The following is a 26,844-nucleotide window of genomic DNA, read 5'->3' on the forward strand; positions in this document are numbered from 1 at the left end:
GATCCCAAGGAAAAGACCATGCGTCAACCGCAACGCGCCATCCTTACGATCGGCCTTGCCGTCGCCCTCACCGCTTCATCCGCTATAGTCCACGCGCAAACCGCAACGTCCTACGACGACCTCGCCAGGAGCGAGGCTGCGGCCAACGCCGAGGACGGCAAGCGGGTCGCCCCGCTCAAATCGATCGGCAATCCCTCAAGTGACGTCTCTCCGGAGATGCAGGCGGTGATCGGCGCGCCCTATCCGCCGCATTTCAACGCCGACCCGAAGACCCCGGCGGAATGGAAGGAGTTGATCGACCGCCGCGCCAAGGGGGTCATCGCGAATATCCCCGCGATGAAGGCGAAGCTCGGCGTCAAGGTCGAAGAGACCAAAATTGCCGGCGTGCATTGCTACGTCGTGACGCCGAACAAGATCGCGCTCGAGAACCGGCGGCGTCTGCTGATCCATGTCCATGGCGGCGGCTACGTGTTCGGCCCCCGCGAAGCCGCGTTGCCGGAAGCCATCATGATGGCGGGCTTCGGCGGCTACAAGGTGATCTCGGTCGACTATCGGATGCCGCCGGACTTCCCGTATCCGGCCGCGATGGACGACGCGATGGCGGTCTGGAAGGAAGTCCTGAAATCGCACGAGCGTCACCGGCTGGCGATCTTCGGCACCTCGACCGGCGGCGCGATGACCCTTGCGATGGTGTTGCGGGCGAGGGACGAGAAGCTGCCCCTGCCGGCCGCGATCGCGCCGGGCACGCCGTGGTCCGACATCGACAAGATCGGCGACAGCTACGCGAGCAATGAGTGGGTCGACAATGTGCTGGTGACCTGGGACGGCTGGCTCGGCCGTGCGGCCAAGCTCTACGCCAACGGGACCAGCCTGAAGAATCCCTACATCTCGCCGATCTATGGTGACTTCAAGGGCTTTCCGCCGACCATCCTGACATCGGGCACGCGCGACCTGTTCCTCAGCAACACGGTTCGCACGCACCGCAAATTGCGCCGCGCCGGCGTGATCGCCGATCTCAATGTCTATGAGGGGCAATCCCACGCGCAGTACCAGATGAACATCGACGCGCCTGAAACCAAGGAAGCCTTCACCGACATCGCCAAATTCTTCGATCGATATCTGAAGCAGTAAGCATGGCAGGACGGCCAGATGCCCACGCTTGTCGCGGGCATCTGCCTGGTTATAGATTGCAGCGCAATCGAACGGGGTGAGCTGCGATGAATTACTGGCTGGTGAAATCCGAGCCGTCGGTCTGGTCATGGGACCAGCAGGTCGCCAAGGGTGCGAAGGGCGAAGCCTGGACCGGCGTGCGCAACTTCACGGCGCGGCAGAACCTCGTCAACATGAAGAAGGGCGACAAGGCGTTCTTCTATCATTCCAACGAGGGCAAGGAGATCGTCGGCATCGCGGAGATCGTCAAGGAAGCCTATCCCGATCCGACCGACAAGACCGGCAAGTTCGTCTGCGTCGACATCAAGGCCGACAAGCCGCTGAAGAGCCCGGTGACGATGGCCGCGATCAAGGCCGACAAGAAGCTCGCCGACATGGCGCTGGTGAAATATTCGCGCCTCTCGGTGCAGCCGGTGACCGCGGAAGAGTGGAAGTACGTCTGCAAGATGGGCGGGCTGTAGCGACCCAAGCAAATTCTACCGTCGTCCCGGCGCAGGCCGGACCCATATCACAGGCGCGCATTGTTGGAGCGCGCTGTGGCCCCAGTTCGCCTCAACAATCAACATGTGGGGTAACGGGTCCAGGCCTTCGCCGGGACGACGGCGGAGTTTGCGGCGGCGCTTACGCCCCCGCCGCCATCACCACCTGCGCCAGCAATTGCTCGCGCTTGGACTGGGTGCGGTAACCGCCCATCGTCGCGGCGAAGCGTTCGAGGATGCCGTCCTCGAAGGCCGTGACGATGGTGTCGTGGACGTAGCTCCTGCGGCAGATCGCCGGCGTGTTGGAGAGCTGGTCGGCGGCGGCGCGGATCGCGTCCAGCACCTGGCGCTTGCGGCCGCGCTGGCTGGCCGCCGGCGTGATCCGCGACAGCGACTCGACGACGACGGCCGAGGCCATCAGGGTGCGGAAATCCTTCAGCGAGATCTTGATGCCGGCGAGCTCGCGCAGGAACGCGTTCACCGCCGTGGTCGAGGCGGCGCGGACGACGCCGGAGCGGTCGTAGTACTGGAACATGCGCTTGCCCGGAACAGCGCGCAGAATGCCGATCGCACGCACCAGCTTGGCCGCGTCGCATTCCTTGCGCACGGCCCTGCCGCCCTTGGCCTTGAAGGTCAGCACCAGCGAATCGTCTTCCAGCGTGACGTTGGACTTCAAAAGCGTGGTGGCGCCGCGGGTGCCGTTGAGGCGGGCATAGGATTCATTGCCGGGCCGGATCGCGGTGCGCGCGATCAGCTCGATCACCGCCGACAGCGCGAACTCGCGCGTCGGCTCGTCGCCGGACAGGAACGCCGACACCTTGCGCCGGATCTTCGGCAGCGCGGCGACGAGCTTGGCAAGGCGATGCGCCTTGCGCTGCTCGCGGACCTTCTCCCAGTCGGCGTGATAGCGGTATTGCAAGCGGCCCGCGGCATCGAGGCCAACCGCCTGCAAATGCGTATTCGGATCGGTGGAGTAGCGGACCTGGCGATAGGCCGGCGGCATCGCCATGGCGTGCAGCCGGCGGATCGTACGGGCATCCCGAACGCGCGAGCCATTGGCGCGAACGAATGAATAATTCTTGCCACGCTTGATGCGGCGGATGGTCAGCTCGTTCTGGTCACCGAGCCGCAGGCCGAGATCGCGCGCCAGATCCTCGACGGAGGTCTTGATGGCAACGGACGCGTCAAGCTTGAGCTTCGCCCGGGGCGACGGCAGCTTTGCCTGCGGCTGTTTGGGCCATTGGCCCAGCGCCTTAGCCAGGGCGACAGCGGGATCGGCGGACATGGGCCGCACAGCCGCGATGTTCTGCTGATCCATCATACTTCCAAGACGCCTTGTTCCGCTGTTCTCCCGGTAATGCCGTGCTTCGGGCTTGGTTCCGGTTGGCCACTCGGCCTCGGTTTCGCGATTTAGGGCGTCAGGGCCGACATTGCGAGTCGCGAATCGGTTATCGGAGGTTTCTAAATACCTTTCATGGGTGTCATTCGCCCGATAACCTTGATTTCGGCCCCCTCCCGGATCGGTCAAAATGGCGGGAGTCGGGCTTGGGAACAGGGTTCTGAGCGGCACGACCCGGCCAAAGCAGACAGGTCCGGGACGGTGCCGTTTCGCGCCAAGTCCGGATGGCCCCCTCACGATCGACCCGGCCCTCCTGGCGATCGAGGCGCACAGGCGGTTCGGGCGAAATCGTCGGCGCAGATCGCCGCGGCGGCCCTGCGATTGTTCTTCCGAATGCGCTGCTGGTGATCCAGCAGAATTGACGTCGAGGCGTCGCGTCGCAGTCGGCCTCAACTCGCGCCTGAACATGGCCTTGAGGCTTTCCCATCTCGGCATCAGGCGGATCGCGGTCGGCAACTCTTTCGCGACAGCCACCGTCCGCGCCGACGGCGTGAGAGCCCGGCAAGCGGAGCAGAGAACGATACCACTACGACCAAGAGACCAGTGACCTCGAGCACGCGATGAAGCATAGGTTTCACTCGTCAACGAGGCGCGGTAAACCGCCCGATCAGACGAGGCGGCCGGCGGAATGCTTGGCCGCTTCAGCGCGACGAAAGTGACAGTCCTTTTTCCTTGCCGGGCCGGAATGCGGCAACGCATAATCGCGGCAATGATCAAGACGGCTTTGAATCAAAAAGGCTTGCCGTCGCGTCGTTTGCGATCGGCAATGTGTGGAGGAAAGCGATGTCCGAGAAGATCTATGACGTGTCGGCCGACTGGGCCAAGCGCGCTTATGTCAACGACGCCAAATATCGCGAGATGTACGCGCACTCGGTCAAGGACCCCAACGGCTTCTGGGGCGAGCACGGCAAGCGGATCGACTGGATCAAGCCCTACACCAAGGTCGAGAACGTCTCCTTCGCGCCCGGCAACATCTCGATCAAATGGTTCGAGGACGGCGTGCTGAACGTCGCCTGGAACTGCATCGACCGCCATCTCGAGAAGCGCGGCGACCAGACCGCGATCATCTGGGAGGGCGACGACCCCTCCGAATCCAAGCACATCACCTACCGCCAGCTGCACGACGAAGTCTGCAGGATGGCCAACATCCTGCGCACGCGGAACGTCAAGAAGGGCGACCGTGTCACGATCTATCTGCCGATGATTCCGGAAGCGGCCTACGCCATGCTGGCCTGCGCCCGGATCGGCGCGATCCATTCGGTGGTGTTCGGCGGCTTCTCGCCGGACAGCCTCGCCCAGCGCATCAAGGACTGCGATTCCAAGGTGGTCATCACCGCCGACGAGGGCCTGCGCGGCGGCAAGAAGGTGCCGCTGAAGGCCAATGTCGATGCCGCGATCGCCAAAACCGGCGGCGTCGATTGGGTCGTGGTGGTGAAGCGCACCGGCGGTGCTGTTGACATGAACCCGACCCGCGACCTCTGGTATCACGAGGCCGCCGAGATGGTGACGACGGAATGTCCGGCCGAGCACATGCATGCCGAGGACCCGCTGTTCATCCTCTACACCTCGGGCTCGACCGGCACGCCGAAGGGCGTGCTGCACACCTCGGGCGGCTATCTCGTGTTCGCGTCGATGACGCATCAATACGTGTTCGACTACCACGACGGCGACGTCTACTGGTGCACCGCCGACGTCGGCTGGGTCACCGGCCACAGCTACATCCTCTACGGTCCGCTCTGTAACGGCGCGACCACGCTGATGTTCGAGGGCGTGCCGAACTACCCGGACAATTCGCGCTTCTGGAACGTGGTCGACAAGCACAAGGTCAACATCTTTTACACCGCGCCGACCGCGATCCGCGCGCTGATGCAGGGCGGCGACGAGCCGGTGAAGAAGACCTCGCGCAAATCGCTGCGCCTGCTCGGCTCGGTCGGCGAACCGATCAATCCCGAAGCCTGGGAGTGGTACCACCGCGTGGTCGGCGACGACCGCTGCCCGATCGTCGATACCTGGTGGCAGACCGAGACCGGCGGCATCCTGATCACGCCGCTGCCCGGCGCCACCAAGCTGAAGCCGGGATCGGCGACGCGGCCGTTCTTCGGCGTGGTGCCTGAGATCGTCGACGCCGACGGCAAGACGCTGGAGGGCGAGACCTCGGGCAATCTCTGCATCGCCAAGTCATGGCCGGGCCAGATGCGCACGGTCTATGGCGACCACGCGCGGTTCGAGCAGACCTATTTCTCGACCTACAAGGGCAAGTACTTCACCGGCGACGGCTGCCGGCGCGATGCCGACGGCTATTACTGGATCACCGGCCGGGTCGACGACGTCATCAACGTCTCCGGTCACCGCATGGGCACCGCCGAGGTCGAGAGCTCGCTGGTTGCGCATGAGGCGGTGTCGGAAGCCGCTGTGGTCGGCTACCCGCACGACATCAAGGGCCAGGGCATCTACGCCTATGTCACCTTGATGAAGGGCACCGAGCCGACCGAGGCCTTGCGCAAGGAACTCGTCGCCTGGGTCCGCAAGGACATCGGCCCGATCGCCTCGCCGGACCTGATCCAGTTCGCGCCCGGCCTGCCGAAGACGCGCTCCGGCAAGATCATGCGCCGCATCCTGCGCAAGATCGCCGAGGACGAACCGTCCAGCCTCGGCGACACCTCGACCCTGGCCGATCCCGCCGTGGTCGACGATCTCGTGCAGAACCGGCAGAACAAGAAGTAATCCGGCAACGCCAATATCGAGACCTTGTAGGGCCGCGCGCGATCACCGCCGCGGCCTTTTTTCTGCACGCGAGCCGCGTCCGCTGCACTCGAAGACGGCTCTGGACAGCCCTTTCACGGGATTGTCAGAGGCGCGGCGCCATTGCGGCGCGTTTGTGGCCGAGTGTTGTTTTCAGGTCATTTACTTTAATCCGAACTTTTCCTTTTCTGCGCGCCATCAGGACGTGTCTCGCGGCCGGTGTGAAACCACCCCGTTAAGACACGCGGTTAATATTGCGTGCGTGAGACCGGCGGGCCCGGTTTTTTCAGGGCTCTGCATCTTCGTTTTTGGCTCCCTTGCCGGAGCTGTTGGGAAGTGGAGAGGTTGATGTCGATGAAGTTTGCGGTGGCGTTCGCCGCCACGCTCGGTGCCGTTGCCCTGACGTCGCAGACGGCCGAAGCCCGGCCGGAAATGGTCGGAATCCACGCCGACAATTATGAGCCGGGCACCATCGTGGTGAGGACCAACGAGCGGCGGCTCTATCTCATTCTCGATTCCGGCCACGCGATGCGTTACCCGGTCGGCGTCGGCAAATCCGGCAAGCAATGGGCCGGCACCACCAAGATCGACGGCAAGTATCGCAACCCGGCCTGGTCGCCGCCCGCCGAGGTCAAGCGCGACAAGCCGAGCATCCCGGACGTGATCGCCGGCGGCTCGCCGCGCAACCCGATGGGCGTCGCCGCGATGACGCTGGCCGGCGGCGAATATGCGATCCACGGCACCAACGTGCCGGGCTCGGTCGGCGGCTTCGTCTCCTACGGCTGCATCCGCATGCTGAACACCGATATCACCGACCTCTACTCGCGCGTCTCGGTCGGCACGACTGTTGTCGTCACCCGCTGATCGCGCACGAGCTTCGCCGAACGAAAAGCCGCGCAACTGCGCGGCTTTTTGTTCGCTTGTCCAGCGCGGGCACGGCCGTGACGCTGTTACTCAGCGCATAAAACTTCCGCACCAGCCGAAGCGGTGCCCGCCATTATAGGCGCGCGCATGACCGGCCGCGAGCAGCGCCGCCGAGACATTGTCAGTCTTCCTGGTCGCGACGTCGGCGACGACGCGACCCTGATATTTGTCGGGACCGATATTGTAGATCGCGACATCGCCCTCGCCGAGCAGATCGCGCAGCGCCACCGTCGCCGCTTGCGCCATTTGCAACTCACGCGCACAGGACGCCTTCAGCTCCGGCGCATCGATGCCGCGCAGCCGGACCCGCGTATACAGATCGGGGCCCGGCGCGAGATGCACCCGCGCCTCGAACGTATCGCCATCGATCGTCCTGACGACATCGACGGCATGCCGCGCGTCGGGCGTGCCGCCACGCTGCCGGATCATTTCGGCATCGCGCGACCGCTCCAACGACCAGTGCGACGGCAAGGGCATCCATTGCGGCACATATTGGCGGATCGGCAATGTGCTGCCGACGGCGATGCCGAGCACGAACACCCAGGGCAGTGCCGCCGAGACGCGGCGGCGCCAAGGTGACCGTGGAGGCGTCCTGCGGAAAGGCGGACGCTCCGTCCCACGATAAGGATTTATTCTCTCGTATGGGGACATATTCCCAGACTGGCTTGAGTCGAGCCCTCAGGCAAGACTCTCAGAAGTCCGAGGCGATGCCCTTGGTCTCCCAATCGCCGTAACGCGTCGGTTCCGGCCCCTTCGGGCCCTGGAATTCCTTCGGCCGCGCGGCCGCATCCTTCGCGGCGAGCTCCTCGGCCGCCTTGCGCCGCGCCGCGGCCTCGGCGAGCGCGCGCTGCGCGGCCGGCGTCAGCGGCTTGCGCGGCGCGGGTTCCGGCGGAGGTGGCGACTTCTCAGACATGGCAAGCCTTCTTGGCAAACGTTTCTCGGCAAAACTTTCTGCCCGCGAATTTCGTATCTCTGACCTGGCTCAGTGACGACATCACGATCACGAATTCCGCAAGACGATTCTTACATTTGGCATATTCGCATGCCAGTGGTGTTTTCGAGTTGATGGCATGAGCCGAACGTAACTCAGCACCTTCGAGATATCTCCGCTCCATGCCTCCTTCAAGATTTGCAGTTCCTGCCGAAGTCCCCGGTCTCGCAGCGCGCCGTATCGCGGCCGACATCCTCGATGGCGTGCTGCACAAGCGCCGCACGCTCGACGATCAGCTCGACGGCGCCGGCGCGCATCCCGGCCTGAAATCGCTGGCCGATCGCGACCGCGCGCTGATGCGCCGGCTGGTGTCGACGATCCTGCGCAAGCTCGGAACGCTCGGCCATCTGCTGTCGCGGCTGCTCGACCGCGGCGTGCCGACCGATGCGCCGCGTGCGCAGAGCGCGCTGCTGATCGGCGCCGCGCAGATCCTCTGGATGGACGTGCCTGACCATGCCGCGGTCGATCTCTCGGTGCGGCTGGTGCAGTCGGACCGGCGCGCGGCAAAGTATGCAGGGCTGGTCAACGCCGTGCTGCGTCGCTGCGCGCGCGAGGGCCAGGGCCTGATCGACGAGATCAGCACGCAGACGCTGGACCTGCCGCCATGGATGCTGGCGCGCTGGAACGCGCATTACGGTGAAGCCACCGCGCGCGAGATGGCGCTGGCGCTCGGCCACGAGCCGTCGCTCGATCTCACGGTGAAGTCCGACGCGCCGCAATGGGCGAGCCGCCTGCATGGCGAGATCCTGCCGACGGGAACCGTGCGTACCCTGCTGCAGGGTTCCGTCACGATGCTGCCGGGCTTTGCCGAGGGCCATTGGTGGGTGCAGGACGCCGCCGCTGCGTTGCCGGCGCGGCTGTTCGGCGACATCAGGGACAAGCGGATCGCTGATCTCTGTGCGGCACCCGGCGGGAAGACCGCCCAGCTCGCGCAGGCCGGTGCACAGGTCACCGCGGTCGACCGCTCGCCGGCGCGGGTGGCGCGGCTGCGCGACAATCTCACGCGGCTGGCGCTGCAAGCCGAGACCGTCGTAGCCGACGCCGCCGAATGGCCCGCCGAGGCCGCAAGCTTCGACGGTATCCTGGTCGATGCGCCCTGCACGTCGACGGGAACCATCCGCCGCCATCCCGATGTCGCCTGGCTGCGCCAGGAAGGCGACATCGCCGCGCTGTCGGCGTTACAGAAGCGGCTGTTGCAGAAGTCCGTCCATCTGCTGAAGCCCGGCGGCACGCTGGTCTATTGCACCTGTTCGCTGGAGCCGGAGGAAGGCGAGCACGCGATTGCCGCGCTGCTGGCGAGCGAATCAGGCCTGCGCCGTGCGCCGGTCGAGAAGGACGAGGTCGCCGGCCTCGACGATATCATCACCGCCGACGGCGATCTGCGCACCCTGCCCAGCCATTTACCCAACGCCGACCCGCGGCTGGGCGGGCTGGACGGCTTTTACGCCGCCCGGCTCGTCAAATCCTGATTTTAAACTTCAGTCCTCTAAGCTCGAAGTGATTCGCGCGGTATCAAGAGGGTGTCTCGGATATCAAGAGGGTGTCTTGGCCGCGTTTCCGGATTAAATAAGGATTCGTTGAAAATTCCCTCCCCGCAAGGTTAGGCGTGTCGGTCGCTCAAAGCAGACGCATCTCGACGCTGATTGCTGGCCGCTTTGCCCGCAGCATGATCGCGCGCGCCAGCGGGAGCACGGTCGCGCTGTCGCGGCTCTGGCCCGGCCGTACCGACCGGCTGATCATCGCGCCGCACGACCTCAGGACCGCCGACGCCACCCGCGCGGCCGAGATCTATGCCGGGCGATTCGTGTTCGCCGGCAAGATCGTCACCTGCCACGGCCGCTCGATCTTCGATCTCGAGCCGCCGTCGGAGGATTGGGAGGCCGCCCTGCTCGGCTTCGGCTGGCTGCGCCATCTGCGCGCCGCCGACACTGCGCTGACCCGCGCCAATGCCCGCTCGCTGGTCGACGACTGGATCTCCAACCAGGCCCGCAAGCGGCCGCTGGAGCGGCGCGCCGATGTGCGCGCGCGCCGGGTGATCTCGCTGCTGTCGCAGGCCCCGTTGGTGCTCGGCGACACCGACGGAAAATTCTACCGCAAATATCTGCGCGGACTGGCGCGCGAGATCCGCTATCTGCGCCATTCGACGCTCGACAATGACGGCGTGCCGCGCCTGCAGGCGTTGATCGCGCTGTGCTACGCCTCGCTCTGCCTTGCCAACCAGGCGCGAAACATCAAATCCGCCACGCGCAAATTGTCGGACGAATTGCAGCGCCAGATCCTGCCTGACGGCGGCCACATCTCGCGCAACCCCGGCGCGCTGGTCGAACTGCTCAGCGATCTCTTGCCGCTGCGGCAGACCTTTGCTGCACGGAACATCGCGCCGCCGCCGGCGCTGCTCAACGCCATCGACCGCATGATGCCGATGCTGCGCTTCTTCCGGCACGGCGACGGCAGCTTCGCATTGTTCAACGGCATGTCGACCGCGCCCTCCGATCTGGTCGCAACACTGCTCGCCTATGACGACACCCGCGGCGTACCGATGGCGAGCATGCCGCACACCGGTTTCCAGCGGCTCGATGCCGGCAACACCACCCTGATCATCGACACCGGACCGCCGCCGCCGGCCAGCGTCAGCCAGGATGCGCATGCCGGCTGCCTGTCGTTCGAGCTCTCCTCCGGCGTGAGCCGCATCGTCGTCAACTGCGGCATGCCGAACACCGGGCGCGACAATTGGCGGCCGTTCGCGCGCTCCACCGCGGCGCATTCGACGCTGACCTATCGCGACACCTCGTCGTGCCAGTTCGTCGAGCTGTCGGCGATGAAGCGGCTGCTCCGCGGCGCGCCGGTCACCAGCGGCCCGAGCAATGTCGAGAGCTACCGCGAAGCGGTTCCCGGCGGCGACGTGCTGACCGCCTCGCACGACGGCTATCTCTCGCGCTTCGGCGTAATCCACCGCCGCGTGCTGATGGTCTCCCAGGACGGCACCCGCCTCGAGGGCGAGGACCAGCTGACGCCGGCACCCGGCGGCCGCATCAAGGGCAGCGAGGCCGATTTCGCGCTGCGCTTCCACCTGCACCCCTCGGTGAAGGCAAGCCGGCTGTCGGACGCCCGCGGCGTGATGCTGGTGCTGCCCAACCGCGACGTCTGGACCTTCGAGGCGATGGACGACAAGGTCGACCTCGAGGACAGCGTGTTCCTGGCCGGCAATGACGGCCCGCGCCGCACCTCCCAGATCGTGATCCGGCAGGACGCCAGGCAGGCCGCCACCATCCGCTGGAGCTTCGTGCGCTCCTCGACCTCGGCCACCGCCACCAACGCCCGCCGCAACGCCCGCCGCGAGCCCGAACTGCCGCTGTAAATTTGTGGCCAAACCGGCCCTTCACGGTTCCGAACCCCGAAAAACCGTGCTACCCGGCTGCCTTAACAGCCAGGGATTTTCCGATATGACCGAGCAGCTTCGCCGCGTGACCCGCGCTCTGTTGTCCGTTTCCGACAAGACCGGACTGATCGACTTCGCCAAGGCGCTGTCCGACCATGGCGTCGAGCTGGTCTCGACCGGAGGCACCGCCAAGGCGATCGCGGCGGCCGGGCTGAAGGTCAGGGACGTCTCCGAGCTCACCGGTTTTCCGGAGATGATGGACGGCCGGGTCAAGACGCTGCATCCGAAGGTGCATGGCGGCCTGCTCGCCATCCGCGACAACAAGGAACATGCGGCCGCGATGGCCTCGCACGGCATCGCGCCGATCGATCTTCTGGTCGTCAACCTCTATCCGTTCGAGGCCACCGTCGACAAAGGCGCCGGCTTCGAGGAGTGCATCGAGAACATCGACATCGGCGGCCCCGCGATGATCCGCGCCGCGGCCAAGAACCATGACGACGTCGCCGTGGTGGTCGAAGCGAACGACTATCAATCGGTGCTCGATGAACTCGCCGCGCACAAGGGCGCGACCTCGCTCGGCCTGCGCCGCCGGCTCGCCGCCAAGGCCTATGCGCGCACCGCGGCATATGATGCCGCGATCTCGAACTGGTTCGCCGTGCAGCTCGACACCAAGGCGCCGGACTTCCGCGCCTTCGGCGGCCGGCTGATCCAGTCGCTGCGCTATGGCGAGAACCCGCACCAGACCGCGGCGTTCTATGCGACGCCGGAGAAGCGGCCGGGCGTTGCGACCGCACGCCAGCTACAGGGCAAGGAACTGTCCTACAACAACATCAACGACACCGATGCGGCCTATGAATGCGTCGGCGAATTCGATCCGCAGCGCACCGCGGCCTGCGTGATCGTCAAGCACGCCAACCCCTGCGGCGTCGCCGAGGGTCCGGATCTTGCCACCGCCTACGCCCGCGCGCTGGCCTGCGACTCGACCTCGGCCTATGGCGGCATCATCGCGGTCAACCGCACGCTCGATGCGGACGCCGCGCGCGCCATCATCGGCATCTTCACCGAAGTGATCATCGCGCCCGACGCGACCGAAGAGGCGATCTCGATCATCGCCGGCCGGCGCAATCTGCGCCTGCTGCTCGCAGGCGGCCTGCCGAACGCGCGCGCAGCCGGCCTCACCGCCAAGACCGTTGCCGGCGGCCTGCTGGTGCAGAGCCGCGACAATGCCGTCGTCGAGGACATGAACCTGAAGGTCGCGACCAAGCGAGCGCCGACCGACGCCGAACTGCGCGACCTCAAATTCGCCTTCCGCGTCGCCAAGCACGTCAAGTCGAACACCATCATCTATGCCAAGGACCTCGCCACCGTCGGCATCGGCGCCGGCCAGATGAGCCGGGTGGATTCGGCGCGGATCGCCGCGCGCAAGGCGCTGGATGCGGCGGCCGAGCTGAAGCTCGCCGAGCCGCTGACCAAGGGCTCAGTGGTCGCCTCCGATGCGTTCTTCCCGTTCGCCGACGGCATGCTCGCCTGCATCGAGGCCGGCGCCACAGCGGTGATCCAGCCTGGCGGCTCGATGCGCGATGATGAAGTGATCAAGGCCGCCGACGAGCACGGCATCGCCATGGTGTTCACCGGCGTCCGGCATTTCAGGCATTAATTGGACCCGTAGCCCGGATAGAGCGCAGCGTAATCCGGGGCGGTTTCTCCGCGGACCAAAGACCCCGGATTGCGCTTCGCTGCATCCGGGCTACGGGGCATGGCCGGGACGACAGCGGTTGTTATTCGCGCACCTTCGCCAGCAACGCCAATCCCACCACGAAGAACCCCACCAGCACGGCCATGCCGGCCTTCTGGCTTGCGGTCGCAGCCGTGATCGCGCCGATCAGCAGCGGGCCGATGAAGGACGTCACCTTTCCGGTCAGCGCGAACAAGCCGAAATACTGCGCGATGCGGTCCTTCGGCGCGAGGCGGATCAGCAGCGAGCGCGAGGCCGCCTGCAATGGCGCGCCGGTGGCGCCGATCAGGCAGCCCAGCACGATATAGGCGCGCTCGGCGGCGCCCGCGAACAACGGACCGCCAGGCATCGGGGGCGCAACCGGGATGAACAGGATGGAATCCTTGTTCACGGTGAGGATCACGACGATCGCAAACAGCAGGATCACGAGGCTGCCGGTGATCACGCGCTTCGGCCCGAGCGCGTCGTCGAGCTTGCCGCCGAGCCAGCCGCCGAAGGTGCCGGCGACCGCCAGGATAATGCCGAAGGTGCCGATCCGGATGGTGTCCCAGCCGAACGTACCGGCGGCATAAATGCCGCCGAACGCGAACAGCGAGACCAGCCCGTCGGTGTAGATCATGTTGGCCAGCAGAAACCGCGCCAGCGACTTCTGCTTCGGCAGGCTCGCCAAGGATTCCCTGAGCTCGCGCAGGCCCTCGCCGAGCGCCGCGCGCATCGGGCGTTTCGCCGGATAGTCCGGCGTGAACAGGAACATCGGCGTCACGAAGATGATGAACCACAGCCCGGTCAACGGCCCGGTGATGCGATCGCCTTCATGCATGGTGGGATCGAGACCGAACGGCGGCGTGAAGCCGAACAGCGTCTTGCCGGTCTCGGCGTTGGCGGCGAGGAAACCGAGCACGAGAATGAGACTAAGGATGCCGCCGACATAGCCGGTGGCCCAGCCGGTGCCGGACAGGCGCCCGATCCGGTCCGGCGGCACCAGGGTCGGCATCATCGCATTGTTGAAGACGGTCGCGAACTCGACGCCGACGCTGGCGATCGCGTAGGCGAGCAGCAGCGCGGGGATGATGTCGGGAGTGCCCGGCGTGCCGATCCACATCGCGCTCGCGCCGATCACCAGCAGCGCGCCGAACACGGCGATCCACGGCTTGCGCCGGCCGCTGGCGTCGGCGATCGCACCCAGCACCGGCGACAGCAACGCGATCGCAAGGCCTGCGGCCGCGGTGGCAAAGCCCCACAGCGCCTGCCCGCTCGCGGCATCTGAAGCGACGAAGCTGGCGAAATACGGCGCGAACACGAAGGTCGTGATCAGCGTGAAATAGGGCTGCGCGGCCCAGTCGAAGAAGATCCAGCTGATGACGGCGGCGCGGCCAGGATAGATCGTGGTGGAGGTCCTCGCATGTCCGGTGCCCGTCTGCATTGTTGTCGTCATCGTGAAAGATATTCTCCAAACCGAACCACAGGCACGCTTTTGCCGCTTCAATCCGTTCCCATATAGCATGGGCCGGTTTGCTGATACGGCGATGAACAGGGCAGGACATTTCGATGGCGCTGACGGCAACGATGTCGCGACGGCTGTTTGCCGCTCTCCTGATGATCGGCATCGCGACACCGGCCCTCGGCCAGGTGCAGCGGCGCGCTTACGAGCCCTCGGCCACCAACACGCTTCAAAGCATCCGCGCCGAACACGGCATGGTGGTGGCGCAGGAGAAGCTGGCGGCGCGGGTCGGCACCGACATCCTGCGGCAAGGCGGCAACGCAGTCGACGCCGCGGTCGCCACCGGCTTTGCGATGGCGGTGACCTATCCGCGCGCCGGCAATATCGGCGGCGGCGGTTTCATGGTGATCCATCTCGCCGGCCGCAATGAAGACGTCGCAATCGACTATCGCGAAACTGCGCCGCAGGCCGCGACCCGCGACATGTTCCTGAACGCCGACGGCAAGCCCGATCCCGACAAGTCGCGCAACTCAGCGCTCGCGATCGGCGTGCCCGGCACGGTCGCGGGCCTCGCGCTGGCGCTGGAGAAATACGGCTCCGGCAAGTTCACGCTGGCGCAGATCCTCAAGCCAGCGATCGATCTCGCCCGCGACGGTTTCATCGTCACCGACGATACGTCGGATACGCTGGCGGACATGTATCGCCGCATGTCGCGCTGGCCGAACTCCGCCAAGACGTTCTCACATGCCGACGGCACGCCGCTGCATGAAGGCGACCGCCTGATCCAGGGCGATCTCGCCGGCGTGCTGACCGCGATCGCCGAACAGGGACCGCGCGGCTTCTACGAAGGCGTGGTCGCCGAGAAGCTTGTCAGCGGGATCAAGAATGCCGGCGGCATCTTCACGCTGGAAGATCTCAAAACCTACCGGCCGGTGATCCGCACGCCGATCCGCGGCACCTATCGCGGCTACGACATCGTCTCGATGCCGCAGCCTTCCTCCGGCGGTGTCGTGCTGCTGGAGATCCTCAATATCCTCGAGGGCTTTCCGATGTCGGACATGAAGCAGGGCTCGGCCGCCTCGCTGCATGTCATGATCGAGGCGATGAAGCGGGCCTATGCCGATCGCGCCCGCTATCTCGGCGATCCCGCCTTCGTCGACGCGCCGACCCAGCTCTTGATCGACAAGGACTATGCCGCGAAGCAGCGCGCCACGATCGATCTCGCCCGCGCCACGCCCTGGACCGATGTGCGCAACGCCAGACAGCCGCGTGAGGGCGACAACACCACGCATTATTCGGTGGTCGACGCCGCCGGCAACGCCGTGAGCAACACCTACACGCTGAACTTCCCCTACGGCGTCGGCCTCGTCGCCGACGGCACCGGCGTGCTGCTCAACAACGAACTCGACGATTTCACCGCGGCGCCCGGCGCCTCCAATGCGTTCGGCCTGGTCGGCTTCGAGGCCAATCTGCCGGGACCCGGCAAGCGCCCGCTGTCGTCGATGTCGCCGACCATCGTGCTGAAGGACGGCAAGCCGGTGCTGGTGACGGGATCGCCCGGCGGCAGCCGCATCATCTCCGCGGTGACGCAGATCATCGTCGACGTGATCGACTACAGGATGGACATCGCGGCCGCGGTCGCCGCACCCCGCATGCACCATCAATGGCTGCCCGACGAGGTCCGGATCGAGAAAGGGTTTCCCGACGAGGTGCTCGCCGAGCTGCGCGCCAAGGGCCACAAGCCGGTCGAACCGCTCGGCTACTCCTCCGCGAACTCGATCGTCGTCACGACCAGCGGTCTGCTCGGCGCGCCCGATCCACGCACCCGCGGCTCGGAGGCCGCGGGGTACTAGAGAGCGTTTTCAAGCGAAGTGGCCCCGGTTCGCGTGAAGAAAACGCGCCAAAACAAAAAAGCCAGCGCAAACGCGGCTTTGCCCGGCCTGCAACATCGCGATAGATTGGCGGTCCGCGCAACTCCGGCCGCGGATCGCAAACAGCCGGTGAATGATTTCTCCGGGGAACGCGCATGAGCACGGCCGAATCCAAATCAATCGAACTCGCAGAGATCGAGGACACCAGCCTCCTCGCCTTCTATCGCGACATGAACCTGCAGGAGCGTCGCACGTTCTGGGCCTGCGCCTCGGGCTGGACGCTCGACGGCATGGATTTCATGATCTATCCGCTGGTGATCGGCACCATCATCACGCTGTGGAAGGTCGATGCCGGTACTGCAGGCCTCGCCGGCACCGTGACGCTGCTGGCTTCCGCGGTCGGCGGCTGGCTCGGCGGCTATCTGTCCGACCGGATCGGGCGGGTGAAGACACTGCAGCTCACCATCATCTGGTTCTCGTTCTTCTCGCTGGTTTGCGCCGTGGTGCAGAATTTCGACCAACTCTTGATCGCGCGCGCGCTGCTCGGTCTCGGCTTCGGCGGTGAATGGGCGGCCGGCGCGGTGCTGATCGGCGAGGCGATCCGGCCGCAATATCGCGGGCGCGCGGTCGGCTCGGTGCAGTCGGGCTGGGCGATCGGCTGGGGCCTTGCGGTGCTGGCGCAGGCGGTTCTGTTCTCGATCCTGCCTCCGGAGAACGCCTGGCGCTGGATGTTCGTGATCGGCGCGCTGCCGGCGCTGCTGGTGTTCTATCTGCGCCGCTATGTCACCGAGCCGGAGATCTCCGCCGCGACGATGGCGCAGCAGCAGGCATCCGGCAGCGGGCCCGCCGCGCTGTGGGAGATCTTCCAGGGACCGATCCTGAAGACCACGCTGCTGGCCTCGCTGGTCGGCACCGGCATGCAGGGCGGCTATTACGCCATCACCTTCTGGGTGCCGCGCTTCCTGACCACCGAGCGCAAGCTCTCGGTGGTCGGCTCGACCGGCTATCTCGCGACGCTGATCATCGGCTCGTTCATCGGCTATCTGGTCGGCGCCTGGCTTGCCGACCGGATCGGCCGACGCAATCTGTTCCTGATCTTCTCGCTCGGCGCTATCGCGGTCGTGCTGCTCTATACCCAGCTGCCGCTGTCCAACGAGGTGCTGTGGGTGCTGGGCTTCCCGCTCGGCTTCTTTGCCTCGGGCTATTTCTCCGGCATGGGCGCATTCCTGACCGAGCTCTATCCGACCCGGCTGCGCGGCTCCGGCCAGGGCTTCTGCTACAATTTCGGCCGCGGCGTCGGCGCGCTGTTTCCGTTCCTGGTCGGCGCGCTCTCGACCACGACCTCGCTCGCCAATGCGATCGCGATCTTCGCGGTGGCGGCCTACGCCGTGTTCTTCATCGCCGCCTACGCGCTGCCGGAAACGCGTGGCCGCGTGCTGCATGCGGGTGGGTAGGTGATGAGGTAAGGCGATGACTGCGGCCCTTGCTCCGCTTTGCCTCTCCCCCTGTGGGAGTGGCCGGATTGCATCGAAAGATGCAATCCGCGCGAGGAGTCGCGATCTCTCCATGCAGTTTGCCGTGTGGAGGGATACCCCTCACCCCCAACCCTCTCCCACAAGTGGAGAGGGAGCCACCGTCTCGTGCGTCCCTCACAGGAGGTTCTCATGACATCGCTCAAAGGCAAGACGCTGTTCATCTCGGGTGCGAGCCGCGGCATCGGGCTGGCGATCGCGCTTCGCGCCGCACGTGACGGCGCCAATGTCGCGATCGCGGCGAAGACCACAGAGCCGCATCCGAAGCTGAAAGGCACGATCTACACTGCCGCCGACGAGGTCCGCGCCGCCGGCGGCAAGGCCCTGCCTGTCATCTGCGACATCAGGGACGAGGCGCAGGTGATGGCGGCGATCGACCAGACCGTCGCCGAATTCGGCGGCATCGACGTCTGCGTCAACAATGCCAGCGCCATCAGCCTGACCAACTCGCAGGCGACCGACATGAAGCGGTACGATCTGATGATGGGGATCAATACCCGCGGCACGTTCATGGTGTCGAAATACTGCATCCCGCATCTGAAGAAGGCGGAGAACCCGCACATCCTGATGCTGTCGCCGCCGCTCGACATGAAGACAAAGTGGTTCGAGCACTCGACCGCCTACACGATGGCGAAATTCGGCATGAGCATGTGCGTGCTCGGGCTGGCCGGCGAGCAGAAATCCGCCGGTATTGCCGTGAACGCGCTGTGGCCGCGCACGACGATCGCGACCGCTGCGGTCGGCAATCTGCTCGGCGGCGACGCCATGATGCGGGCGAGCCGCACCCCCGAGATCATGGGCGATGCGGCCTACGCGATCATCACCCGGCCATCGCGCGAGTTCACCGGCAATTTCTGCATCGACGACAAGGTGCTCTATGCCAACGGCGTGCGCGACTTCGAGCGCTACCGCGTCGATCCCTCGGTGCCGTTGATGTCGGATTTCTTCGTTCCCGACGACGACGTGCCGCCGCCTGGCGTCACCGTGCAGGCGCTGCCGTCGCGTTGAACGCGGCTAGATTGCCGACGCGTTCAGCTCTGCGCGCCAGTGCTGCACGCGCTCCTTGAGCAGCGTATCGCGCACATAGGCGAGCTCCTCGTCCTCGATACGCTCCAGCGTTTCGAGCGAGAGATTGTCCGCGCCGTGCGCCGACCAAGCGCGCTGCAACTCGGCATTGCGGTGGCTTCCCATCCTCAGTGTGAACCAGATCCGGTTCTGAATTTTCTCCAGGTCGGGCGCCTGCCCGACCCATACCTCCCCGGTCGCGCGGCAGCGGATCGCGAACACGCCGGCGACGGCAGCGCGTTTCTTGTAGTCGGCGATGGCGAGCTTGCGGTCCTCGGTCTTCATGGTCGGCTCCTGTCGGTTGGCTCTATTTTTACCCGGATATTATTGACATGGCAATTACACCCGGATAAAACTTAGCCATCGAAAGCAAATGGGACGAGTCGACATGGACATCACCTGCCATCTGGAGCCGACCTGGAATGCCGGGCGCGACTTTGCCCAGCGCGCGATCGCCGGCGAGCTGGTGATGCTCAATCTGCTGCGCTTCCGGCAGATCGCCGACTATTCGCAAAGTCCGGAGCTGGCCCCGCCGCAGCCGATCACGGGGGCTGAGGCGTACGACCGCTATATCGCCCACACGCTGCCGCATCTGCGGAAGAGCGGCGGCGATATCCTGTTCATGGGTGAAGGCGGCTCGTTCCTGATCGGGCCCGAGGGCGAGCACTGGGATCGCGCGATGCTGATCCGGCAGAAGAGCCGTGGCGCATTCCTCGCCTTCGCGGCGGCGGAGGCCTATCTCGCCGGCATCGGACACCGCACGGCGGCACTTGCGGATTCGCGGCTGCTGCCGCTGGTGGAGTTGCCGCGATGACCGGGATGCTAGCGCCCAACCTCGTACGGCCCGCCCTTCTCCAGCGCCCGCGCATAGGCCGGGCGGGCGTGGATGCGCTCGAGGAATTCGACGCATCGGGGATGACCGTCCGCGAGCCCGCCGCGCGCGGCGGCAGCCTCGAGCGGAAAGCTCATCTGGATGTCGGCGCCGGAGAATTCGTTGCCGGCGAACCACTCGCTCTTGCCGAGCTCGCCTTCCCAGTAGGCCATGTGCTGCTTGAGCTGCGGATTGACCAGGGTGGACAGCGCCTGGTTCGAGACCTTGCGCACCAGTGGCCGCAGCAGCGCCGGCGCCCGCTTCGGCATCAGCGTGAACAGCAGCTTCAACAGCAGCGGCGTCATCGCCGAGCCTTCGGCATAATGCAGCCAATAGGTGTAGCGCAGCCGCTCCGGCGTATCGGCCGGCGGGATCAGGCGGCCCTTGCCGTAGGTTGCGATGATGTATTCGAGGATAGCGCCGGATTCCGCGATGGTGTTGCCGTTGTCCGTGACGACCGGCGACTTGCCGAGCGGATGGATCGCGCGCAGTTCCTTCGGCGCCCGCATGTCGGGCTGCCGCTGGTAGCGCACGATCTCGTAAGGAACGCCCAACTCCTCGAGCAGCCACAGCACGCGCTGCGAGCGGGAATTGTTGAGATGATGAACCGTCAACATGGGCGTCCTCTGAAATGTCGGCGCAATCGGAGAGGTCTACCATGATTCCTGCCTATGTCGCCTTCGAAGGCGAGCATCGCATCGGGACCGGCGACCTCCCTGAGGTCGCCCGCGCCGCCAAGCAACACCTCGACCAGCACAAGCAGGCCGCGGTCCTGGTGTTCAACGGCCGCACCTCGGCGCTGGTCGATATCGATTTCCGCGGCTCGGTCGATGACGTGCTGGCGCGGCTGCCGAAGCTCGCGACTCCGCCCGTCGAGGAGCCGGCAGCGCCGCGCGGTCCGGGACGGCCGAAGCTAGGCGTCGTCGCGCGCGAGATCACGCTGTTGCCGCGCCACTGGGACTGGCTCGCACAGCAGAAGGGCGGCGCTTCGGTCGCGCTCCGCAAGCTGGTCGACGAGGCGCGGCGCGCGAGCGGCGATAAGGACCGCACGCGCAGCGCGCAGGATGCCGCCTATCGTTTCATGACAACGATGGGGGGCAACCGGCCGAACTACGAGGACGCGATCCGCGCCCTGTTCGCACACGACCGGCGGCGCTTTGCGACACTGATTGCGGACTGGCCGGCCGATATCCGCGACCACGCGATCGCGCTCGCCTATAGCGATCAAGCGGACTGAAGCGCTTTCACGCGAAATAGGCGGCGGCAGCGCGTCGGCGATTCGGCTTTCAGAGCGGAACCGCAGACCCGCCCCGCCGCCGTCCTGACGGTCTCATCATTTTTGGAAGTTGAACGTGTCCAAGCCTCCCTCCTTACGCAAATCCTTCCTGTTCTTCCTGGCGCCGATGCTGCTGAGCAATGTGCTGCAATCGCTGTTCGGCACCATTAACGGCATCTATCTCGGCCAGATGATCGGGGTCGACGCACTCGCGGCGGCGTCGGTGTTCTTCCCGGTGATGTTCTTCTTCATCTCCTTCGTGATCGGCCTCGGCGCCGGCGCCTCGGTGATGATCGGCCAGGCCTGGGGCGCCGGCGAGCCCGACCGCGTCAAGGCGGTCGCGGGTACGACCATGACCGTGACGCTGCTGCTGGCGCTGGCGATTGCAATCCTCGGCGGCCTGTTCGCCCGGCCGCTGTTGATCGCGCTCGCGACACCGCCGGACGTGCTCGACGCCGCGGTGTCCTATGCGCGGATCATGATGATCACGATGCCCGTCACGTTCGGCTTCCTGCTGCTGGCGGCGATGATGCGCGGTGTCGGGGACACCGTGACACCCCTGGTGGCGCTGACGGTCTCAACCGTCGTCGGCCTCGTGGTGACGCCCGCGCTGATCCGCGGCTGGCTCGGCCTGCCGATGCTCGGCGTAGCCAGCGCCGCAATTGCCTCCGCCGTCTCGGGCGTCGTCACGCTGCTCTGGCTGCATGTCCACATGCTGCGGCACAAGCATCCGCTCGCCTTCGACGCCGCTTTCCTGCGCGCGATGCGACCGAACGGCGCGCTGCTGCGCATCGTGCTGCGGCTCGGCATTCCGACCGCGATCGGCATGGTGGTGGTCTCGCTCGCCGAACTGGTGCTGCTCGGCCTCGTCAACGGCTTCGGCTCCGACGCCACCGCGGCCTATGGCGCGGTCAACCAGGTGATCGGCTATGTGCAGTTTCCGGCGATCTCGATCGCCATATCGGTGTCGATCTTCGGCGCGCAGGCGATCGGCCGGGGCGATTCCAACCGGGTCGGCGCCATCGTCCGCACCGGCATCGAAATGAACCTCGCGCTGACCGGCGGACTGGTGGTGCTCGGTTATCTCTTTGCGCGGCCGCTGATGGGCCTCTTCATCGTCGATGGCGCGGTGCTCGCGCTCGCCCAGCAGCTTCTCTACATCGTGCTGTGGAGCATGGTGCTGTTCGGCATGGCGACGGTGTTCTCAGGTGCGATGCGCGCCGGCGGCACGGTGTGGATGCCGCTGCTGCTCTCGACCCTTGCGATCGCGCTGGTCGAGGTGCCGGTCGCGACCCTGCTGAGCCGCAGCATAGGCGTCAGCGGCATCTGGATCGCCTATCCCGTCACCTTCGCAACCATGTTCCTGCTGCAGATGGCCTATTACGCCCTGGTATGGCGCAAGCAGACCATCAAGCGGCTGATTTGACATCGCGCACTGCTGCTCACATGATGAGTATCATATTCTCCTGATGGCGCCTGCGGCAGCAGGCCTATGCTAGAGAGATGCCAAGCAAGCCGAGGGAGAGACCGCCGTGAGCCCAAATCCGCAATTCCTGTTCGATTTCGGCAGCCCCAATGCCTTCCTCAGCCACGAGGCGATCCCGGCGATCGAACAGCGCACCGGCGTCAAGTTCGAATATGTCCCGATCCTGCTCGGCGGCATCTTCAAGGCCACCAACAACAAGTCGCCGGCCGAGACGCTGGCCGGCGTTAAGAACAAGCCCGAATTCATGCAGATCGAGACCGAGCGCTTCCTCAGGCGCTTTGGCGTCAAGCCCTACGTGTGGAACCCGTTCTTCCCGGTCAATACGCTGAACCTGATGCGCGCGGCCGTCGCCGCCCAGTTCGAGGGCGTATTCGAGAAATACATCGAGGCGGCCTTCCACCACATGTGGGTCGAGCCGAAGAAGATGGACGATCCCGAAGTGGCCGGCAAAGCCCTCGCTTCGTCCGGTCTCGACGCCGCAAAACTGTTCGCCCGTGCACAGGACGCCGACGTGAAGTCCAGGCTGATCGCGAACACCCAGGCCGCCGTCGAGCGTGGCGCGTTCGGCTCGCCGACCTTCTTCGTCGGCAACGAGATCTTCTTCGGCAAGGAGCAACTGCGCGAGGTCGAGGAACTGGTGTCGGGAAAGTGAGATGAGCGAATGGCCAATAGCAGGTAGCGAATAGCGCGCTAACATCCCTATCTATTCGCCATTTGCGCCTCTTCGAGGCACCAACAAAGAAGGACAAATTCCCATGCGCGTTCTCGTGGTCGGCGCCGGTGCGATCGGCGGTTATTTCGGCGGCCGGATGCTTCAGGCCGGTCGCGACGTGACTTTTCTCGTCCGGCCGCGCCGCGCTTCCGAGCTCGCCTCCTCAGGGCTCGTGATCAAGAGCCCGAACGGCGACGTCACGCTGAACAACCCGCCGACCGTGCAGGCCGACAAGCTCTCGGACAAGTTCGACGTCGTGCTGTTGAGCTGCAAGGCGTTCGATCTCGAAGACGCGATCAAGTCCTTTGCGCCAGCGGTCGGCGACAAGACAGCGATCATCCCGCTGCTCAACGGCATGCTGCATCTCGATGCGCTCGACAAGACATTCGGCGCTCAGCACGTGCTCGGCGGCCTCTGCGCGATCGCGGCGACGCTGAACGAGAAGCGCGAGGTGGTGCAGCTGCAGCCGATGCAGTCGCTCGGTTTCGGTGAGCGCGCCGGCGGCCTGTCGGACCGGGTGCGCGCGATCGCCGAGACCTTCTCCGCGATCAATGGCGCGGCCGCCAGCGAGCACATCATGCAGGACATGTGGGAGAAGTGGGTGTTCCTGGCGTCGCTCGCCGCCTCCACCAGCCTGATGCGGACCTCGGTCGGCAACATCCTCGCCGCGCCCGGCGGGCAGGATTTCCTGCTCGGCATCCTCGACGAATGCAGCGCGATCGCCGCCGACGCCGGCCACATGCCGGGCGGTCCGTTCTTCCAGCGCACCCGCGGACTCCTGACCACCGAAGGATCGCCGATGACCGCATCGATGTTCCGCGACATCAAGGCGGGGCTGCCGGTCGAGGCCGACCACGTGATCGGCGACCTGATCGTGCGCGCCGATGCCGCCAAGATCCCGGTGCCGAAACTGCGCACCGCCTACACGCATCTCAAGGCATATGAGAAGCAGCGGCAAGCGTAACATGGATCTAGACCCGGATGACACGCTGACTTCCCTTTCCCCCTGAAAGGGGGAAGGTCGGGATGGGGGTCAGCCGCAGATGGTGCGCCATGCGGTGAGAGCCGGTCCCCACCCGCTTTGCTCTCGCGAGCAAAGCGACCTCCCCTTTTCAAGGGGAGGTCAAAGCAGTTTTGCAAATGGTACAGGTATTCGGGCGACGCAAGTACGCTGTCACAAATGCGCCAGATAGTGCGCGAGCGCGGTGATCTCCTCGTCGCTCAACGGATACGCCACATCGGCCATCGCCGCCTGCGCCCCGCCGGAGCGCTGTCCCGACTTGTAGTCGTGCAGCGCTTTGACCAGATATTCCTCGCGCTGCCCGGCGATGCGGGCCACCGCCTTGGTGCCGGCGAAGGTGTCGCCATGGCATGAGGCGCAGCGGCGGCCGGCCGCGGCCTGCTTGCCCTTCTCGGACAAGTCCGGATTGTCGTCCTTGCCGCCCTTGAACGGCGCAAGCTGCGCGAAATAGGCGCCGAGATTGCGGATGTCGTCGTTGTTGAGCTGCTCGACGATCGGCTGCATCTGCTCGTTCTTGCGCGCACCCGCGCGGAAGAACACCAGCTGCCATTGAATGAACTGGTCGAGCTGGCCGGCCAGCGAGGGAATGTTCTCGGTCTGCGAGATGCCGTTGTCGCCATGGCAGCCGGCGCAGATTTCGGCCTTTGCCTTGCCGGCGGCAACGTCAGCGGCCTGAGCGGACGATGCCAGCAGGATGGCCGCTGCTAGAACTCCAAAAGACGCATGACGCATTGTCAGTTTCTCCGGCTGCCATTGCCGGGCTTGACCCAGCAATCCATCTGACTTGAACAAGGGTTTTTGTTGGGATGGATGCCCGGATCAAGTCCGGGCATGACGAGTCTGTTCCGTAGTCGTCTCAGCAAACGGGGCTGCGGTTGCCTCATCGGCCGCCGCAGCCCCGCATGGTTCAACCGTTACTTCTTGCTGTAGCTGATGCGATAGATCGCACCGGCCCAGTCGTCGGCGACGAGGATGGAGCCGTCCTTGTCGAGCAGGATGTCGGCGGGACGGCCGAGATAGCCCTGGTCACCCTCGATCCAGCCGGAGGCGAAGATTTCCTGCTTGGCATTTTTGCCGTCGGGGCTCGCGGTGATCTTCACGATGCGGCCGCCCTGGTACTTGTGCCGGTTCCAGGAGCCGTGCTCGGCGATCAGGATGCTGTTCTTGTAATCGGCCGGGAATTGGCTGCCGGTGTAGAACTTCATGCCGAGCGGAGCCACGTGTGCGCCGAGATTGTAGACCGGCGGGGTGAACTCCGAGCACTTGTGACCCATCGCGAACTTGGTGTCCGGCAAATTGCCCTGGTGGCAATAGGGATAGCCGAAATGCTCGCCGATCTTCGAGATCATGTTGAGCTTGTCGCTCGGCAGATCGTCGCTGATCCAGTCGCGGGCATTCTCGGTGAACCAGTACTTGCCGGTGCGCGGATCGACGTCGCCGCCGACCGAGTTGCGCACGCCGAGCGCCCAGATCTCCGCGTTGCCGGTCTTCGGATCGACGCGCCGGATCTGCGACACCGAGGTCGGCGGGATGCCGATGTTGAAGGGCGGTCCGAACGGAATGTAGAACCAGCCGTCCTTGTCCACGGCGATGTATTTCCAGCCGTGCGCCGCATAGGACGGCATGTCGTCATACACCACCTTGCCGCTGCCGAGATTGTCGAGATTGGCTTCGGCGTTGTCGTACTTGATCAGCTTGTCGACTGCGATGACATAGAGCGCGCCGTCCTTGAAGGCGAGGCCGGTCGGCATGTTGAGGCCCTTGAGGATGGTCTTGACCTCCTTCTTGCCGTTGTTGTCCTTGATCGCATAGACGTTGCCGAGGCCGAACGAGCCGACGAACAGCGTGCCCTTGTCGCCCCAGGCCATCTGCCGCGCCGCGAGCACGTTCGAGGCATAGACCTCGATCTTGAAGCCCGGCGGCAGCTTGATCTTCTTCATCATGGTGGCGAGCTCGGCATCGGACGCGCCGGTCGGCGGACCGGACGGCGGGGCAAGGCCCTTCTGCGCTTCGGTCTCGTCGCCGAGGAACCAGTCATCCGGCGGATGGGTCCAGAATTCCTTGGTACCGGACTCGTACTTCTTCAGTGCCCGGTTCTTGTCAGTTTGTTGCTGCGCATTGGCGAAGGTTGTCCCCGCCAGCAGCGCAATCGCCGCGAACGCAAGTATGGATCGATTGAAAGCCGATTTCATCGCGTCACTCCCCTACGCAAGCCGTTGCAGCTTGCCTGTTATTGATTTTGAACGCCCTGAGAGATGATGGTGGCGGTCTGTGAGGTAGGTCAGACGGCAAAATGGTAGCACATCCATCGACGCTGAAAAGCGCATGCAATGGTGTGCGCTGCGTCAAAACAAGTTGAGACGAAACTCGAGACCAAATTTTCTTGCACCGGCTGCCTGATAAGAAGGCATTCTGCGCGACAGCGTAATATTCGAACGAAGCTAACGCACGCGATCGCGTCTATCGCCACGAGAGGCGCGAACGCCCGAGCGCATGTGCCTTCGGCAACGGCCCGCACAAGACACCGCGCTTCTGCCCGCCGAAGTTCGCCGCGATCTCGAAGCCGCCATCGACGGCGATGATGTCGCCGCTCCACGGCGTCATGCTGTCCGCGATCGCAATCGGCGACGCGGCGCGCGCATTGCGGCACGATCTCGCGCTGGAATCGGAATCCGTCTGCGAGCGCCTTGCAGCTCTCGCGCGCTTCGGTTGCGGCGCATGTCGGAGCCGGAACGCAGTTTGACCGCGGC

General features: G+C 65.2%; 24 protein-coding genes. 15 read left to right on the forward strand and 9 right to left on the reverse strand.

Annotated elements, in window-relative coordinates; all coding sequences use genetic code 11:
* The first annotated feature begins 18 nt into the window (after nucleotides 1-18).
* Nucleotides 19-1,131 (forward strand): alpha/beta hydrolase, encoded by a 1,113-nt coding sequence (locus ACVISU_RS20825; RefSeq protein WP_456708165.1) that lies wholly within the window; start codon nucleotides 19-21, stop codon nucleotides 1,129-1,131.
* A gap of 86 nt (nucleotides 1,132-1,217) precedes the next feature.
* Nucleotides 1,218-1,631, forward strand: a complete 414-nt coding sequence (locus ACVISU_RS20830) for an EVE domain-containing protein (RefSeq protein ID WP_050406162.1) — start codon at nucleotides 1,218-1,220, stop codon at nucleotides 1,629-1,631.
* 160 nt (nucleotides 1,632-1,791) lie between these two features.
* Here the strand turns inward: ACVISU_RS20830 and ACVISU_RS20835 are convergent, their stop codons facing one another.
* Nucleotides 1,792-2,970 carry a DNA topoisomerase IB gene (locus tag ACVISU_RS20835; RefSeq protein WP_456708166.1) on the reverse strand — a complete coding sequence of 393 codons (1,179 nt, stop codon included), beginning with the start codon at nucleotides 2,968-2,970 and terminating at the stop codon, nucleotides 1,792-1,794.
* Nucleotides 2,971-3,831: 861 nt separating this feature from the next.
* Between ACVISU_RS20835 and acs the strand changes: the two genes are divergently transcribed.
* Complete coding sequence (gene acs, locus ACVISU_RS20840) at nucleotides 3,832-5,772, forward strand: acetate--CoA ligase (protein WP_456708167.1); 1,941 nt, start codon at nucleotides 3,832-3,834, stop codon at nucleotides 5,770-5,772.
* 366 nt (nucleotides 5,773-6,138) lie between these two features.
* Complete coding sequence (locus ACVISU_RS20845) at nucleotides 6,139-6,654, forward strand: L,D-transpeptidase (RefSeq protein WP_456708168.1); 516 nt, start codon at nucleotides 6,139-6,141, stop codon at nucleotides 6,652-6,654.
* Nucleotides 6,655-6,744: 90 nt separating this feature from the next.
* Here the strand turns inward: ACVISU_RS20845 and ACVISU_RS20850 are convergent, their stop codons facing one another.
* Together ACVISU_RS20850 and ACVISU_RS20855 are read right to left on the reverse strand one after the other, a co-directional pair.
* Complete coding sequence (locus ACVISU_RS20850) at nucleotides 6,745-7,254, reverse strand: thermonuclease family protein (protein WP_456708169.1); 510 nt, start codon at nucleotides 7,252-7,254, stop codon at nucleotides 6,745-6,747.
* Between the two features lie 151 nt (nucleotides 7,255-7,405).
* Nucleotides 7,406-7,627, reverse strand: a complete 222-nt coding sequence (locus ACVISU_RS20855) for a DUF1674 domain-containing protein (protein WP_050406166.1) — start codon at nucleotides 7,625-7,627, stop codon at nucleotides 7,406-7,408.
* Between the two features lie 200 nt (nucleotides 7,628-7,827).
* Between ACVISU_RS20855 and ACVISU_RS20860 the strand changes: the two genes are divergently transcribed.
* The 3 genes from ACVISU_RS20860 to purH all read left to right on the forward strand — a co-directional run bounded on the left by ACVISU_RS20860 (nucleotide 7,828) and on the right by purH (nucleotide 12,741).
* Nucleotides 7,828-9,174 carry an RsmB/NOP family class I SAM-dependent RNA methyltransferase gene (locus ACVISU_RS20860; RefSeq protein ID WP_050406167.1) on the forward strand — a complete coding sequence of 449 codons (1,347 nt, stop codon included), beginning with the start codon at nucleotides 7,828-7,830 and terminating at the stop codon, nucleotides 9,172-9,174.
* Nucleotides 9,175-9,311: 137 nt separating this feature from the next.
* On the forward strand, nucleotides 9,312-11,063 hold the full coding sequence (locus ACVISU_RS20865; protein ID WP_050406168.1) for a heparinase II/III family protein: 1,752 nt from the start codon (nucleotides 9,312-9,314) through the stop codon (nucleotides 11,061-11,063).
* Nucleotides 11,064-11,148: 85 nt separating this feature from the next.
* Nucleotides 11,149-12,741, forward strand: coding sequence for a bifunctional phosphoribosylaminoimidazolecarboxamide formyltransferase/IMP cyclohydrolase (gene purH, locus ACVISU_RS20870; RefSeq protein WP_456708170.1), 1,593 nt, complete (start codon nucleotides 11,149-11,151; stop codon nucleotides 12,739-12,741).
* A gap of 121 nt (nucleotides 12,742-12,862) precedes the next feature.
* Here the strand turns inward: purH and ACVISU_RS20875 are convergent, their stop codons facing one another.
* Nucleotides 12,863-14,242 carry an MFS transporter gene (locus tag ACVISU_RS20875; RefSeq protein ID WP_456710869.1) on the reverse strand — a complete coding sequence of 460 codons (1,380 nt, stop codon included), beginning with the start codon at nucleotides 14,240-14,242 and terminating at the stop codon, nucleotides 12,863-12,865.
* A 125-nt stretch (nucleotides 14,243-14,367) separates the two neighbouring features.
* On the opposite strand from ACVISU_RS20875, the gene ggt reads away from it, so the two are divergent.
* The 3 genes from ggt to ACVISU_RS20890 all read left to right on the forward strand — a co-directional run bounded on the left by ggt (nucleotide 14,368) and on the right by ACVISU_RS20890 (nucleotide 18,671).
* Nucleotides 14,368-16,113, forward strand: a complete 1,746-nt coding sequence (gene ggt, locus ACVISU_RS20880; protein ID WP_456708171.1) for a gamma-glutamyltransferase — start codon at nucleotides 14,368-14,370, stop codon at nucleotides 16,111-16,113.
* Between the two features lie 173 nt (nucleotides 16,114-16,286).
* Nucleotides 16,287-17,585, forward strand: coding sequence for an MFS transporter (locus ACVISU_RS20885; protein WP_456708172.1), 1,299 nt, complete (start codon nucleotides 16,287-16,289; stop codon nucleotides 17,583-17,585).
* 210 nt (nucleotides 17,586-17,795) lie between these two features.
* The gene (locus ACVISU_RS20890) at nucleotides 17,796-18,671 is read left to right on the forward strand and encodes an SDR family oxidoreductase (protein ID WP_456708173.1); all 876 of its coding nucleotides are present in this window, start codon (nucleotides 17,796-17,798) and stop codon (nucleotides 18,669-18,671) included.
* Between the two features lie 6 nt (nucleotides 18,672-18,677).
* Here ACVISU_RS20890 and ACVISU_RS20895 read toward each other — a convergent pair whose 3' ends face one another.
* Nucleotides 18,678-19,013 (reverse strand): GIY-YIG nuclease family protein, encoded by a 336-nt coding sequence (locus tag ACVISU_RS20895; RefSeq protein WP_050401340.1) that lies wholly within the window; start codon nucleotides 19,011-19,013, stop codon nucleotides 18,678-18,680.
* 88 nt (nucleotides 19,014-19,101) lie between these two features.
* On the opposite strand from ACVISU_RS20895, the gene ACVISU_RS20900 reads away from it, so the two are divergent.
* Nucleotides 19,102-19,542 carry a DUF1330 domain-containing protein gene (locus ACVISU_RS20900; RefSeq protein ID WP_456708174.1) on the forward strand — a complete coding sequence of 147 codons (441 nt, stop codon included), beginning with the start codon at nucleotides 19,102-19,104 and terminating at the stop codon, nucleotides 19,540-19,542.
* An 8-nt stretch (nucleotides 19,543-19,550) separates the two neighbouring features.
* Here the strand turns inward: ACVISU_RS20900 and ACVISU_RS20905 are convergent, their stop codons facing one another.
* Entirely contained in the window at nucleotides 19,551-20,216 is a 666-nt protein-coding gene (locus ACVISU_RS20905; RefSeq protein ID WP_050401338.1) for a glutathione S-transferase family protein, read from the reverse strand.
* Between the two features lie 41 nt (nucleotides 20,217-20,257).
* On the opposite strand from ACVISU_RS20905, the gene ACVISU_RS20910 reads away from it, so the two are divergent.
* The 4 genes from ACVISU_RS20910 (at nucleotide 20,258) to panE (ending at nucleotide 24,037) form a co-directional block, all read left to right on the forward strand.
* On the forward strand, nucleotides 20,258-20,836 hold the full coding sequence (locus ACVISU_RS20910) for a DUF2239 family protein (RefSeq protein WP_456708175.1): 579 nt from the start codon (nucleotides 20,258-20,260) through the stop codon (nucleotides 20,834-20,836).
* A gap of 109 nt (nucleotides 20,837-20,945) precedes the next feature.
* Nucleotides 20,946-22,301, forward strand: a complete 1,356-nt coding sequence (locus ACVISU_RS20915; RefSeq protein ID WP_157113741.1) for an MATE family efflux transporter — start codon at nucleotides 20,946-20,948, stop codon at nucleotides 22,299-22,301.
* A gap of 106 nt (nucleotides 22,302-22,407) precedes the next feature.
* Entirely contained in the window at nucleotides 22,408-23,013 is a 606-nt protein-coding gene (locus ACVISU_RS20920) for a DsbA family protein (RefSeq protein ID WP_456708176.1), read from the forward strand.
* A 103-nt stretch (nucleotides 23,014-23,116) separates the two neighbouring features.
* Complete coding sequence (gene panE, locus ACVISU_RS20925; RefSeq protein ID WP_050401334.1) at nucleotides 23,117-24,037, forward strand: 2-dehydropantoate 2-reductase; 921 nt, start codon at nucleotides 23,117-23,119, stop codon at nucleotides 24,035-24,037.
* Nucleotides 24,038-24,247: 210 nt separating this feature from the next.
* On the opposite strand, the gene ACVISU_RS20930 is transcribed toward panE, so the two are convergent.
* The 3 genes from ACVISU_RS20930 to ACVISU_RS20940 form a co-directional block, all read right to left on the reverse strand.
* Complete coding sequence (locus ACVISU_RS20930; protein WP_050401333.1) at nucleotides 24,248-24,826, reverse strand: c-type cytochrome; 579 nt, start codon at nucleotides 24,824-24,826, stop codon at nucleotides 24,248-24,250.
* A gap of 182 nt (nucleotides 24,827-25,008) precedes the next feature.
* The gene (locus tag ACVISU_RS20935) at nucleotides 25,009-26,286 is read right to left on the reverse strand and encodes a PQQ-dependent sugar dehydrogenase (protein ID WP_050401332.1); all 1,278 of its coding nucleotides are present in this window, start codon (nucleotides 26,284-26,286) and stop codon (nucleotides 25,009-25,011) included.
* Nucleotides 26,287-26,554: 268 nt separating this feature from the next.
* The gene (locus tag ACVISU_RS20940; RefSeq protein ID WP_456708177.1) at nucleotides 26,555-26,698 is read right to left on the reverse strand and encodes a hypothetical protein; all 144 of its coding nucleotides are present in this window, start codon (nucleotides 26,696-26,698) and stop codon (nucleotides 26,555-26,557) included.
* Nucleotides 26,699-26,844: the final 146 nt, after the last annotated feature.

The sequence above is a fragment of the Bradyrhizobium sp. USDA 4452 genome, assembly GCF_054063575.1.